At 44.5% G+C, this 13,371-nt stretch carries 10 protein-coding genes; 7 read left to right on the top strand and 3 right to left on the bottom strand.

The features are described 5' to 3' along the window. Positions 1–51: 51 nt before the first annotated feature. Positions 52–234, bottom strand: a complete 183-nt coding sequence (locus L1271_RS20000) for a hypothetical protein (RefSeq protein ID WP_010607278.1) — start codon at positions 232–234, stop codon at positions 52–54. Positions 235–446: 212 nt separating this feature from the next. After that, complete coding sequence (locus L1271_RS19995; protein WP_235368634.1) at positions 447–1,175, bottom strand: hypothetical protein; 729 nt, start codon at positions 1,173–1,175, stop codon at positions 447–449. Positions 1,176–1,437: 262 nt separating this feature from the next. Between L1271_RS19995 and L1271_RS19990 the strand changes: the two genes are divergently transcribed. The 6 genes from L1271_RS19990 to L1271_RS19965 all read left to right on the top strand — a co-directional run bounded on the left by L1271_RS19990 (position 1,438) and on the right by L1271_RS19965 (position 10,986). Further along, on the top strand, positions 1,438–3,708 hold the full coding sequence (locus tag L1271_RS19990; protein WP_235368633.1) for a TonB-dependent receptor: 2,271 nt from the start codon (positions 1,438–1,440) through the stop codon (positions 3,706–3,708). A gap of 2 nt (positions 3,709–3,710) precedes the next feature. Beyond that, the gene (locus tag L1271_RS19985; protein ID WP_235368632.1) at positions 3,711–4,661 is read left to right on the top strand and encodes an alpha/beta hydrolase; all 951 of its coding nucleotides are present in this window, start codon (positions 3,711–3,713) and stop codon (positions 4,659–4,661) included. A gap of 9 nt (positions 4,662–4,670) precedes the next feature. Beyond that, complete coding sequence (locus L1271_RS19980) at positions 4,671–5,912, top strand: esterase/lipase family protein (RefSeq protein WP_235368631.1); 1,242 nt, start codon at positions 4,671–4,673, stop codon at positions 5,910–5,912. A 122-nt stretch (positions 5,913–6,034) separates the two neighbouring features. Continuing rightward, positions 6,035–7,051: a helix-turn-helix domain-containing protein gene (locus L1271_RS19975; protein WP_045989611.1), complete on the top strand. Its 1,017-nt coding sequence runs from the start codon at positions 6,035–6,037 to the stop codon at positions 7,049–7,051. A gap of 127 nt (positions 7,052–7,178) precedes the next feature. Further along, complete coding sequence (locus tag L1271_RS19970; protein WP_235368630.1) at positions 7,179–8,804, top strand: Na/Pi cotransporter family protein; 1,626 nt, start codon at positions 7,179–7,181, stop codon at positions 8,802–8,804. A gap of 142 nt (positions 8,805–8,946) precedes the next feature. Further along, the gene (locus tag L1271_RS19965) at positions 8,947–10,986 is read left to right on the top strand and encodes a prolyl oligopeptidase family serine peptidase (protein ID WP_235368651.1); all 2,040 of its coding nucleotides are present in this window, start codon (positions 8,947–8,949) and stop codon (positions 10,984–10,986) included. A 267-nt stretch (positions 10,987–11,253) separates the two neighbouring features. On the opposite strand, the gene L1271_RS19960 is transcribed toward L1271_RS19965, so the two are convergent. Then, positions 11,254–11,919, bottom strand: coding sequence for a hypothetical protein (locus L1271_RS19960; protein WP_235368629.1), 666 nt, complete (start codon positions 11,917–11,919; stop codon positions 11,254–11,256). A gap of 200 nt (positions 11,920–12,119) precedes the next feature. Between L1271_RS19960 and L1271_RS19955 the strand changes: the two genes are divergently transcribed. Beyond that, complete coding sequence (locus tag L1271_RS19955; protein ID WP_235368628.1) at positions 12,120–13,304, top strand: acyltransferase family protein; 1,185 nt, start codon at positions 12,120–12,122, stop codon at positions 13,302–13,304. Positions 13,305–13,371 lie beyond the last annotated feature (67 nt).

Here is a 13,371-nt window from a genome sequence, read left to right as displayed (position 1 = left end):
ACAAAAAAGCATAAAACGTGATACGAACTAGGTCCGCATCACGAATCAATATTACATTTCCGTACAGGCAACTTTATCCGTAGGATAGCAAGTGCCGGTAACTAAACATTTTGGACCCATGCTGCACCACTCAGTTTGCTTCACGCCACCTGCTACTTGAGGAGTCGCTTGCGCATTGAGTTCGGTATTATTAGATAGAGATTTAAGTGGTTTTTTTTGTAATTTCAATTTCATTCTTTATTTTCCTTATTGATAATTTGTACCCTTTTTAAAAGAGTACCCCAAAGTATCACCTTTAGAGATAAAGAACAATAATTCAGCAAATACTAAAATTGTAAATAATTCTTTCGCTCAATTTTAACTAAGGGCTTAGCATGCAATCTTTACATATCGGATAATTTGTTGCGTGCATTGGACTGAGCTCAACCCAGTCCAATGCCTTTAAACTAGTATAGTGCTCGGTCTCTTTGCCCATACCCATAATAAGGAAAAGTATCCCAGCAAAATAGACCATCTTCTCCCACCGCACAGGTTGAATCTTCCATTAATTTCGTCACATTTTGAATCGAAGGAAGCGTTATCCCCTTTCCTTCATTACTCCCTAAGGGCCAGCAAGATAGACCGTTATCATCTACTGCACAAGCTTGGTAAGTGTATACTTTGAGTTGCGTCGGATTAACGAGTGGTTTGCTATATACATCATTAGCGCGATTCCAGCACACCGCTCTATCAAGTTCTAAAACACATGTTTCTATAGCACCAACTGAGACACTTTTAGTAGTTAATAAGTCATCAGGAACAAACAGTTCTTCATGAGTTCCCTCCTCGATACATTGCACAAAGCGAGAATTAATCTGCTGATAACCTCTAACCATGCAAATACGGTCCTCACTTAAATCCAGAGATAATATGTTATCAAAATACATACTAGGATAACTCCAATCAGCCCCAGAGTTGTCGCTGTCACACAAAAAGCCGCCTGTGTATAAAGCGCATACGCTAATACCTTCCCAACTAAGGTAAGATTTTCTTGCTGCGCTTCCATTACTAATAGAATCTAAATTTGTTGGACGCGCTTGCAGTCGAATTTTAGGGTCTTCTTGGCTCCATTCTTTTACCAACTCGAAACACTCCAACTTACCATTTTCAACGATACATAAGTTGTCATCTCTCAAAGAAATGTCATCAGGATAGTATTGTTTATCACACAAAACCTGACCGTAAGAATTACTTGAACACTCTAAGCCACTTTCATCAGCATCATAATATAAACACCCATTGAGCCGTAGAACAGGTTTGAGTTGAATGGATGAATAAGATATCCATGTTCGTAATGAGCTAATTTGCTCATCAAGTTGACTGTTTTTGTCCTAGCTATTGAATTTTCTTCATTCCTATACTGGAGAACATAATAATAACGACGAAAGGTTACTCAGCATGATTGCAGCAACTCAATCGCACAGAGTCAGTTCAACCAAAGGTATACCACCGCATACACTATCACTTCTGATAGCGGCTGTATTATCAGGCCATAGCTATGCCGAAGCGGAGTCCACGCTAAGCACTCAGCAAAGCAAAAAAATTGAGCGGATCAGCGTTACCGCAACGCGGCAAACCGAAAACCTACAAGATGTCGCACTTGCGGTGACCGCGCTCTCCGCCTCAGAGCTTGAGAAGATGAACGTACAAGACCTCGGTGACTTGGCATCTCACGTTCCGAACCTTAACCTGCACTCAGGTGATGCTTCCAACGCCGTCATTTATATTCGCGGAATTGGCCAAATTGACTCTATCTCCTTTAATGACCCTGGCGTTGGTGTGTATCTCGACGACGTATATCTTGGGCGCGTTCAAGGTGCCTTTTTAGATGTTGTCGACCCGGAACAAATCGAAGTATTACGCGGTCCACAAGGCACCCTTTACGGTCGCAACACCATAGGTGGCGCGGTGCGTTTCAGTAGTGCCAAACCTTCGCAAGATAACGAAGGGTATGTCAGCGTGGCACTTGGAAATTATAATGCTCGGACGATAAAAGCTAGCGTCAACGGCGCATTGATTGAAGACACGCTCTCTGGACGTTTTGCGATTGCCAAAAGTAGTCGAGATGGTTTTAGTGAGAATCGCTATAACAATAGTGACGACCACGACAAAGACACCTTAGCGTGGCGCGGCAGTTTACTTTATCAACCAAGTGAGAATTTTTCGGCCTATTTAGTCGTCGACGGCTCGAACGCATCCCCCTCAAGCTCACGCACCCCACATAGAGAAACGCCTATCTATTCGGTGGTAAAAGAAGGCTACTACGCGCCCGAGGAAGACCCTTTTCTCGTTGACGTTAACTACAACGATTTAGAAGAACTCGATACCTCGGGAGCGAGCTTAACGCTTGAATATCTCACGGGCCACTCGGTATTTAAATCCATCACTGCTCGACGCGAAATGGAATACCGCACGCACTTAGACTTAGATGCCACCCCCGATGCATCATTTGGTATTTTTAATTTCGAAGATCAACAGCAGATAAGCCAAGAATTTCAATGGTTATACAAAGACGACCAGTTCTCCTTGGTATCTGGGCTCTATTACTTTAATGAGGACGATCTGAGTTTTGGCGGCTCCGTTGCTCCGGACTTTTTCGTTATGGTGGCACCAGATGTTTACCTGCCTTGGCCTGTGATTAACGCAGGAGAACGCGATCAAGAAAATACCAGCTCAGCCCTCTACGCTAACCTCTCTTGGTCTTTGGCTGAAAAGCTCGACATCACGCTTGGCGCACGCTACACCATTGAGAAAAAAGAAGTCACGTCCAAAGGCGAGGAGTTTTTTGGCACCGGTGTAACAACGGCTGAGGAAATGGAAGCGGTATTCGGCACAGGCATTGGCTATAGCCCTACAGGCTACAGCGCATCCAAGGAGTGGAAAGAGTTTACCCCAAAAGTGGTGTTCGATTACACCATATCTGACGACAGCATGGTTTACCTGAGCGCCGGAAAAGGGTTTAAAAGTGGCGGTTTTAACGGCCGGATCACCTCATTTGCACAACCTTTTGAACCAGAAACCTTGTGGAGCTATGAAATTGGCTCTAAGTCCTTATTGAATAAGCAGAATATTCGCTTAAATACCGCGGCTTTTTTCAATGACTACAAGAACTTTCAGCTCAGCCGCTTTTCTATCGACCCCGACACCGGCGCGTTTTTATCACTGTTTGAAAATGCAGGTAAAGCCACCATTTATGGCGCTGAAATGGAGCTCGAAGCCGTGGCTTCCGATAACCTCACTCTGAACCTCAACCTAGGCTATTTAGGGGGCGGTTATGATGAGCTCATCGGCGACTTTGGGAAAGAAGTCAGCGATGAAAGAGAGCTGGTTAATTCACCCAAATGGAATGGCCGTGCAGGCTTTGAATACTTCTTTAGCGCTTTTACGCAAGGCGAATTTTCGCTACGTGGTAGTGCCGCCTATCGCAGTAAAACCTATCTCACCGTGAGCAGCTCTGAGGTACTCGCACAGTCAGGCTACACCCTCTTTGATATGTCACTACACTACCGCTCCGCGGACGACAGTTGGGAAGCGAGTTTATACGGCAAAAACTTAGGCGATAAACGCTATCGCCAACACGGCTTCGATCTTAGCGCAGCACCTGGGGTTCAACTTGGTTATTACGGCGCGCCTAGAACGTACGGTATCAACCTTAAATATAAGTTTTAATTATGAAATTAGACAAACAAACACAAGCACTGTTAGACGACCTCGCGGCTCAAGCTGGCGACATTCATGACATAGAAATCTCCATTGAGACCTCACGACAAGGCGCAAGAGCGATGTTTTTGGGGCTCGCGGGAGAAATTGACGCACAAGTAAGTAGCCAAGACCTACACATTGAACACAATGGTATTCACGTGGGCGTTCGCTGTTACCGCCCAGCGCAGTCTTTGGCAAGCCCCAGTCCCGCGGTGGTGTTTGTCCACGGCGGCGGCTGGTCTTTAGGAGATGTCGACTGCTATGACGGTCTGGTAAAAGACTTATGCCAGCAATCCGGTGTCGTTTTTTTCAGTGTCGAATACAGCCTCGCGCCCGAGCATAAGTTTCCATGCGCCCTGCAGCAAGTGCTCGCCATAGTAGATTGGCTGCAAGGAAACCACCAGCAGTTGGAGCTAGACCCCACTAAGATTTCACTGATGGGCGACAGTGCAGGTGGTAACTTAGCGCTTGTTGCAGCGCATAACTTACATCAACAACAGCCAAACACCCTAAGTAACTTATACCTAGTTTATCCGGTAGTTGATTCCTTTTCTCCCCATGAAACCTATCCGTCACGCATGCAGTATGGCGATGGAAACTTGTTGCTAACCAGAGACGCAATTAAAGACACCTGCAACTGGTATCTCGCACCCGAGCAAAGCGCTGCGGACGTCAATGTCTCGCCATTATTTATTGAAGACATGACGCACCTTCCTGCCACTAGTGTGCTGCTTGCCGGCTGCGACCCACTTTACGACGAAGGAATACTGCTCGCCAAAAAACTAAAGCAAGCGGGTGTGCTTAATACCCTAACTTGCTTTGAAAATACCATACATGCGTTTTTCTCCTTTGCCGTGCTCGACGTCTGCAAGCTCGCGCGCAGTAATATCGCCAATCAGTTAAAACATGACTTGACCTAGGATAAAAATATGAAAATCACAGACACAGCGTTGCGTACTCACACTTATGGGTTGCTCGTTTCTATCTCACTCGCAGCTAGTGGTGTAGCGCACGCATCAGCGACACTTGAAGCAACCTATACCACGGGTATTAACAATGGCTGGCAAAAGATCGAAAGGTGGCGAGATAGCTCAGGGCATATCGGCAATGAAAGCTTTCCTGCCGACGGCCGGGGCGATCAATCAGGTCAGCGTGCTACTTTCTTTGCATCTAGCCAACCAAGTTCTGCGCAGTTTCTGCTTTATCATGCGCCGGGTTGGGATAGTAACAGCCGCCAAACACCGGTGTTGCTGATCCACGGTGCCAATCAAGATGCCGATTTGGCTTGGGCAAATCCAAACGAGGCCGGTAGTTACGGCTGTGGTCGACAAAACTGCCCTTCGCAAGGCTTAATGCAAGCGCTTGCCAATGATGATTACAAGGTTTTTGCCTTAAATCTGGCGCATAAAAATGGCGATGGCTTTATCTGGGCGGAGCAGATAGCCAATGCCATCGCTCAGGTTAAAAATAAGACGGGGGCAACGCAAGTCGATTTAGTCACTTGGTCAAAAAGCGCGTTTAATGCCCGCATGTATATTTCTTCTTTGACCAATGCTTGGAGCACTAAATTTAACAGTGATGTACGCAAACTGGTGATGCTCGGCGCCCCCAACAATGGCATTGATTGGTCATTTCGTCACGGCGTTAATCATACCTATGGTGCTTATTCGCAATGTGGCGGCAGTATAAATGGGCCTACTGCGCATGATCAAATATTATGTTTTGGCCTATGGTATTCGAGTTCCGAGTGGGTTTACGACTCGCCTTACTTTCCCGGCTCCGCGCAGATGCTAAAAGCACTAGATGATAAATATGCACTCCCCACCACAGAGCAAGATTGGTACACCACTTACTACGGTGGCTTAGGGTTTGTGAGCAAAGGCCGAGGTATCGCAGCGTTTACGGTCAACTCACTGGTAGACCAAGTTCGTAGCGCTGGCACCGACAGCAGCGTTCAAGTTTATAATCTTTGTGGCGATCAGGCCGATATGGCATTTATTCACAATGAACATACCGGCCCTTCCGATGGCGTTGTATTTATCAGTAGCTGCATCGACAGCACAGGAATAAGTAACTTGGCGGGCTCAGCGGTTGTGACCACCAACCATCTAGAGCTTGGCTGGGAACCCAGTGCAATCAACCAAATCAAAAATTGGTTAAGTGCTCCCTAGGCAACCCCCTCGGCGGGTGGTGACAAAATACTGCACTAAAGTTGCAACGCAAAACTATTGCTATCTTGAGTTGATGTTGATTAACTGAATTGTTGAGAGTGACAGGATGAGCTTACGTATTTATGTCAAACACCGCTATTGCACCTTGCTACGTGCAATTGATGCAGCACACACTCACCGCAGCAAAACTGGAATTTGCTGCGGTCGCGCAGTATTTGGCTATCAATAAAGCCATTGACGCCCTAGATGCCATTGAGTTTATGCGCGTGATGGAACACTGTGCTGTCGAGCTCAATGACGAAAGTCTAAACCTCAACCGCAAAAAGCTTCTGCCTGGCACCAACGAATTTGTATTCAATAGCCTGCGCCATTGCCGCACCATTACTCAGCTCTTACAGGAGCTTGCCCGTGGCTATAACTTTATCCACGCGGGGACCTACAATTTCTGCGAGGTGTCACACTCTCAAGTGAGTTACATAATTGATGATGCAGCCTTTGACTACGCCACAGCCGCTGACGCACAATTTTCTCGCTGTATGTTAGATAGCATGCTGATATTGATCCATGGCCTCGTAAAATATGTGTGCGCCGAAACCACCCCAGTTCAACTCACACAAGTGCAGACCAAAAGTGACTCAAGCTCGCTGCTAAACTCGGTTATCACCCACATTCCCATTAAACCCGTAAGTAATCGCTACTTACTCACCTATAAATACCAAGAAACGAATCAATCATTGGATTTGGCGAAGCTAGAGCATCTAACGCTCAATACCATTTATCATTCGCTCGCAAAAACGCTCCATCACCAGCAATCGATCAACGACCATGCTAATTTGCTCGATAAAGTCTATAGTGAGCTTAACGCAGGAACACTGTGCCAAGAACAAATGGCTGACAAGCTCAATATCAGTCCGGCAACATTAAGACGAAGGCTCGCTGAGTATCAAACCAGTTTTAGACAACTAAAAAACAACGTACAGAACAAGCAGGCCAAACTGCGACTGACTCAAGGCAGTAGTTTGTATGAAGTGGCGCACACACTGCAGTTTTCAGATGAGCGTAGCTTTATCCGTGCGTTTAAGTCGTGGAACGGCGTAACGCCTATGCAATTTCTGCAGGGTTTGAGTTCAAAGTCCTAACTATTTAATTTTGTTTAGAGCTGCTAATACAACTCATGTAAAAGTTGACGTTAAACAAAGCAAAGCACAACAAAAATGATATTGTGCAACAAGCAAACAGAGTAAAAATGTAATACGTGGAAGGAATATGGAAACACTTCAACTTGCAGGAACGCTACTCGGCGGTTTGGGGATATTTTTAGTTGCGATAAGCATGATGACAGACGGCCTGAAACTAGCGGCCGGTTCGTCACTGCGCCGAGTGCTTGGAGTGTGGACCAAAACCCCTCAGCGCGGTATTGCTGCTGGCTTTTGCATGACAGCCTTAGTGCAGTCGTCCAGCGCGGTTACCGTGGCCTCTTTGGGCTTTGTAAATGCCGGTCTTATTACCATGCATCAGGCGCTTGGTATTGTCTATGGTGCCAATGTTGGCACCACCATCACTGGCTGGTTGGTAGCCGCGGTTGGATTTAAATTTAATATCCAAGCTATCGCACTCCCCTTGATAGGCATTGGTGCCTTAATGAAGTTGCTACTTCCTCGCTCGCGACTGGCATCGGCAGGCATGGCCTTGGTTGGTTTTGGGCTATTTTTTATCGGTATTGATATTCTCAAAGGCGCATTTGAGCATATTGTCGCTGCGTTTGATTTAAGCCAATTTACCGCAGAGGGAATAAACGGCATGTTGACCTTTTTGCTGGTAGGTATGGTGATGACAACCCTTACTCAATCCTCCAGTGCTTCCATCGCCTTGACCATTACCGCCGCTGCTAGTGGCATGATTGGGTTATATGCCGCAGGCGCGATGGTCATCGGTGCAAACGTCGGCACCACGTCAACATCTATTCTGGCATCCATTGGCGCAACAGCTAATGCTAAACGCGTCGCGGCGGCTCAGGTAATATTTAATGTGTTCACCGCGATGGTCGCTTTTGCGGTGTTACCTGTGTTGTTTTATCTCATCAACTATTTTACCGCGCTTTTCGGCGTCACTGCCGATCCCGCGTTGTCATTGGCACTCTTTCATACTTTGTTTAATATTTTGGGCGTGCTACTCATCTTTCCACTCAATGACAGGCTCGCGGGCTTTTTAATGAAACGCTTTTGCAGTGCCGAGGAGACGGCTTCGAGGCCACGCTTTTTAGATAATACCATCGCCCAAACGCCAGAGCTTGCAATCAATGCGTTATTGCTTGAGTCCAAACTCGTTGCAGATAAGGTGTTGGCCCAATTTGATAAATGCCTACTCCCGACCGATAAGCTCGCGGTTGAACAGGCACTTCATGCAGTTCAATCTCTGTGTCAGCAAATTAGCCTTTTTATTGTGTCGGTAGAGCAATCAGCATTATCATCACAGACCACCTCACTACTCGCTAAACTCATGCGTATTGAGCAGTATTTGTTTACTTGTAGCCACTGTGTAGAACAATTAACGGAACACGCTCCATATAAGCAACTCGCAGAGCATCATGACTTGCATGCGCAATTGAATGAATACCAAGCCCAGCTTAGCCACTTCATGAAAACCAGCTTACATGGGCAAAGCGTAACACCTGCAGAGCTGTTGCAGGCGCAAGAGACATTGCAACGTTTACATGACGATGTGAAAGACGACTTAATTCTAGCAGGTACTCACGCATCACTGGCGATAGATAAGATGGTAAGCAATATCAATACTCTGGCGGAGATGTGGCAACTTTCACAGCAGTGGCATAAAGCGATGTTGCTGATCCACGCCATTGAAGCACAACTCTCTCCATCGCAAGCAGATTAAGTGTGAATCGATGTAAGCAGATCACGTTTTTTTAATCAGCACACATTCCTATTTTGACGACTTGATGATAAAACGTAATAAATAACTATAAAATAGGGACTAAGTTTTGAGAAAAAAAATTACAAATATTGCGACACTATGTATGCTCACCACCTTTGCTGGTAAATCGATAGCATTAGAAAAAGATCCATACCTATGGCTTGAAGAGATTGAAGGCAAACAAGCGCTAGAGTGGGTAACGGCACAAAACGATAGCTCACTAAAACAACTCAAAAGCCACAGCCAATATAATCATATCTTTCAAAATACATTAGATATTATCAATGATCGGTCTCGTATTCCTTACGCAACTGAACGTGCAGGTTATTACTATAATTTCTGGAGAGATGCGGATCATGTAAGAGGCATATACCGCAGAACAACCCTTGAAGAGTATAAAAAAGCGGATCCTAAGTGGGAAACCGTTCTCGACTTAGATGCGCTAGCAAAAGCTGAAGACGAAAACTGGGTTTATGGCGGGATGAACTGTCACTATCCAAAGTATGAACGCTGTTTGGTGTATTTATCGCGCGGTGGTGCTGATGCAAAAGTCGTGAGAGAGTTCGACATTCCAAGCAAATCTTTTGTAAAAGATGGATTTTATTTACCTGAAGCAAAAACCTCAGTATCTTGGTTCGACGAGAATTCAATATTTGTTGCAACAGATTTTGGGGAAGGCTCATTAACTGACTCAGGTTATGCTGGAACGGTTAAAGTGTGGCAACGCGGTACGCTGCTGGACGACGCTAAAACGGTCTATCAGGCAAATAAAAGTTCTATCAGTGCCAGAGGTTTTACGATATACGATCAAGGTAATACAAATCACTTTCTATACGATTCTACAAGCTTTTATACTCGCGACGTCTATAAACTCGAAGGTGATAAGCAGATAAAAATTCCAGTGCCTAGCGATGCAAGCCTCCTCGGATTAAACAATGGCATGCTCTTTATCCAGCTAAAATCTGCCTGGAAGCACTTTTCACAAGCAGAAGTAATATATGCCAACATTAACGATTTGGATTCTAAAAATATCCAGTTTACAAGCTTAATCAAGCCAACAGCAAATCGTTCAATAGAAAATTTGAGTTTTACCAAATCAGCTATACTAGTTACCGTGTTAGATGATGTAAAGAATAAGGTTTTCCGCTATATGCCTAAAGCTAATGGGCAGTGGAAAATAGACCCAGTGAACTTTCCTGATACCGGTTCATTATCCGTTTTTGATACTGATCCCAATAGAGACGACTTTTTTGTCACCTACACGGACTTTTTATCGCCGACCAGTCTTTACTTAGTCGATGGTAAATCACTTGGAACAACAAAACTCAAAGGTAATAAATCACATTTCGACGCAGATAAGTTTGTTACCCAGCAAAAATTTGCGACATCAAAAGACGGTACAAAAGTGCCTTACTTTATTGTTCATAAGAAAGATATCAAGTTAGATGGTAGCAATCCTACTTTATTATATGCCTATGGTGGCTTTGAAGTTTCTATGCAGCCGTACTACTCGGCATCAACTGGTAAAAACTGGTTAGAACAAGGCGGTGTTTATGTGCTTGCGAATATTCGTGGCGGCGGTGAGTATGGACCAAGCTGGCACCAAGCAGCACTAAAAGAAAATCGCCACAAGGCGTATGAAGACTTTGAAGCCGTGGCAGAGCAGCTGATAGCAGATAAAGTAACCAAGCCTCAACATTTAGGTATTAAAGGTGGTAGTAACGGCGGATTGCTAGTGGGCGCCGCTTTCACTCGCAGGCCTGAACTTTACAACGCCGTTATTTGCCAAGTGCCATTACTCGATATGAAGCGTTTTAATAAGCTACTCGCTGGCGCAAGTTGGATGGGCGAATATGGTAATCCAGATGTTCCTGAAGAGTGGGAATACATTAAAACGTACTCGCCTTACCATAACCTAAGTAAAGACAAACAATATCCGAAAGTATTTTTCACAACCTCAACCCGAGATGACCGCGTTCACCCAGGCCATGCACGTAAAATGGTTGCTAAAATGAAAGATATGGGATTTGCAGTTCTGTATTTTGAGAATACCGAAGGTGGCCATGCAGGCGCTGCAAACAATGAACAGCGAGCGATGGTAAATAGCCTTGAGTTTGTTTACCTCATGGACAGACTCAAATAGCTTTAAATTTTACTATCTAACCTGAGGTTTGGATAAGGAGTGTTCCAACTCATTGTTTCTAAAGCACAACTTAGTTTTTTCCTTGTCTAGCCAGAGAGTTTTAGGGAAAGCAAGGCGAATTTACGCACCAATAGCTGGCTATTGGAAGTGAATTCAACGCAGTTAGCGCTAAAACTGGCTGCTAGAAAGGCATTAATTATCCGCAGCTCAGGTTATCTAGTACGTTAAAAGCGCTCAACTTCATATTGAGCGCTTTTCTCATTTCACCTACTCGGCAAAACTAAGCTCCTGAGATTCAAGCGAAAATTGCTCGCCGGTATCCAGTGAAATTTCAATATAAAATACATGGTTCTGTTTGTAAGTAGGTTCACTGTTCAGTGCAAACTGGATAAATTCGCTCGCATTTTTATCTTCCATATCTAAAAACTCGGATATTGAAAAGTAGTCATTTTCACCATTATCCAGCCTACGATAATCAACCTGATTAGAGTAATCGGAACCGATATACACGATGTCGAACACCTCATTTAAGCTTGAACCTGCAGGTAACTCGTCACTAAACGCAGCGCTAGAGGTAATATTTATATCCGTGATTTTTTCATTGGTATACGGGGGAACAGGTGAGCAGGCATAAGCGGTGCTAATTAAAGAAAACTTAAAACTCGGTGCGCTTAACTGCGCTACAGACTGCGTGTCAGCTTTAAGCTGAAATATGAGCGTTTGATACGAAATAGGTTCAACGCCATCATATTCAGTGTTCACCCACTCATCTACCTGATCAGCGCTAAACTCACCGAGGTTAAAGCCGGTTATATCAAACCTTGAGTTACCAACACCACCACATTGACCATCATCAGGACCACTACTGTCGCTATTACACCCCACTAACCCTACTGCTAATGCTGCGCTTGCAAATATCAATTTTGCTTTCATTCTGGCTCCGTTTCCAGCAAGATAAAGTCTCTATTTTGAGTCCAAGACAGGATAAAAATAAAGTCGGTCAGCCACTTTATTTGTTATTAAATGTTCTCGTAACAACGATTCAGCCTGAAGAGTCGCTTTTCTTCAATATTTTAGTAGGCAGAAAATATAGTATAACCACCTGATAAAGCATCCAATGTAGGGATAACAGAATGCACAATAACGCGCGGTTTCATTATATTGATAATATGCGAGGCTTGGCACTATTGCTTGGTGTTGTTTTTCATGCGGCCTTAGCATACGGCCCTTATTTTCATAACCTTTGGATCAGTGTCGATCCAGACAAAAATGTCTTTTTTAACTACCTCGCCATGTGGACGCACCTATTCAGGATGCCACTATTTTTTATCATCGCCGGCTTTTGTGCCGCCCTGCTTATTCAAAAACGTGGTGGTAAAGCTTATATTCAAAACAGGTTAAAACGACTACTCATTCCCTTTATTATTTTCCTACCGCTCACCTTACTGGTGTTATTACATGCGATGCATTGGGGCAGCAGCGTTGCCAGCACCCCACCACCGTTATTTGGTGTTATGCAGCAGATAAAAGAGCCACAGGTGACAAGCATGCATTTATGGTTCTTATGGTATTTAAGCCAGTTCTGTGTGTTATTTTGGCTGTTACACAAGTTTCCAAAGTTTTATCAACACACTCTCGCTATCGTTGTTAAACCAGTCTTTTTATGCGTTATATTGCCGGTTATCATCACGGCATCTATGTCCAATTTGATGGTGCCATTTCCAGCTCCTGATAAACTGCAACCTCATTGGTGGGCTTACGGGTTTTATGGCTCTTTATTTTTGTTGGGAGCAGGACTATTTCATCATCATGAAGTGGTAACTCGCTACTCAAAACAATTCAATTGGTTATTAATTACTGCCTGCACTTCATTGGTTGCATACTTTTACTTTTTGCCGCCATCACCGTCGCTTGAAAAAGTCATCATCGCGGTCAAAACAGGCGACGCAACGCCTGAAAAAATCAATTTGATCAGCGTTGTAGTTCAAACCATCGCCATTCTCAGTTGGACTGCTGTCGCTTATTTAGCTGGGTTCAAATGGTTAAATCAATTTAACAAACAAAGCCGCTATATTTCAGACGCATCCTATTGGATTTATCTCATCCATATTCCGCTCCTTGTGTATATTCAACTTCCTCTTACGAACCTTGAAGTACCTGTCTTCGTCAAGTTTATTATTGCTCTATCTCTGACGGTGACGATAGGCATTATTAGCTACCATTATTTGGTTAGAAATACGGTGATTGGTATCTTATTAAACGGCCGAAAAGCCAAGCAAAAAAATGAAAAAGCAGGCATGTTGACGGCGCGATCTTAGGTAGAGGAAGTCGGCGTGCGAAAGTTACTTTCGCAAAAGCCAGAGCAAACCTCTGGCTTTTAAACAG

This window comes from Pseudoalteromonas sp. OF5H-5, from assembly GCF_021530695.1.
GTDB lineage: Bacteria > Pseudomonadota > Gammaproteobacteria > Enterobacterales > Alteromonadaceae > Pseudoalteromonas.
The sequence above is the reverse complement of the archived record's forward strand: the minus strand, read 5'-3'. Positions and strand labels throughout refer to the sequence as shown.